Origin of the sequence: Streptomyces sp. SID5643 (assembly GCF_009872555.1) — a bacterium.
In the GTDB taxonomy this organism is placed as follows: domain Bacteria; phylum Actinomycetota; class Actinomycetes; order Streptomycetales; family Streptomycetaceae; genus Streptomyces; species Streptomyces iakyrus.
In genome coordinates this window covers 1-788 of record NZ_WWIC01000020.1, presented here as the reverse complement: position 1 = coordinate 788, position 788 = coordinate 1, and the positions used below count along the sequence as shown (strand labels likewise).

1 protein-coding gene is annotated in these 788 nt (G+C 73.6%); it reads left to right on the top strand.

The window, feature by feature from the left end; all coding sequences use genetic code 11:
- Positions 1-788: PP2C family protein-serine/threonine phosphatase (locus GTY56_RS02165; RefSeq protein WP_161361888.1), on the top strand; the 788-nt coding region annotated here is incomplete at both ends.

The following is a 788-nucleotide window of genomic DNA, read 5'->3' as shown; positions in this document are numbered from 1 at the left end:
GGCGTGGGCGGCGACTGGTTCGACGTGATCCCCCTGCCCGGTGCCCGGGTCGCCCTGGTGGTCGGCGACGTCGTGGGGCACGGCCTGCACGCCGCGGCCACGATGGGCCGGCTGCGTACCGCGGTGCACAACTTCTCCGCCCTCGACCTGCCCCCGGACGAGCTTCTCGGGCACCTGGACGAGCTGGTCGCGCGGATCGACAGCGACGAGAACGGGGAGCGGGACCACGAGGGCGTCGCGGGCGCCACCTGTCTCTACGCCGTCTACGATCCGGCGTCCGGGAAGTGCTGCCTGTCCCGGTCCGGGCATCCGGAGCCGGCCCTGGTGCACCCCGACGGCACCGTGGAGTACCTGCCGGTGCCCGGTTCACCACCGCTCGGCCTGGGCGGCGCCGAACCCTTCGAGACCACCGAGGTCAGTCTCCCCGAGGGCTCGCGGCTGGTCTTCTACACGGACGGTCTGGTCGAGGACCGGGAGCGGGGCATCGACACCGGCCTGGAGGCGTTGCGCCACGCTCTGGCCGGCGCTCGCCGCTCGCCGGAGGAGACCTGCCAGGACGTCCTCGACGCGCTGCTTCCCGCCCGGTCGAGCGACGACATCGCCCTGCTCGTCGCCCGCACCCGGCTGCTGGACCCCTCCCGGGTGGCCGAGTGGGACGTGCCCGGCGATCCGGCGGTCGTGGCGGGCCTCAGGGCGGACGTCACCGGGCGGCTCAGGAGCTGGGGACTGGAGGAGCTGGCCTTCACGACCGAGCTGATCGTCAGCGAGCTGGTCACCAACGCCATCCG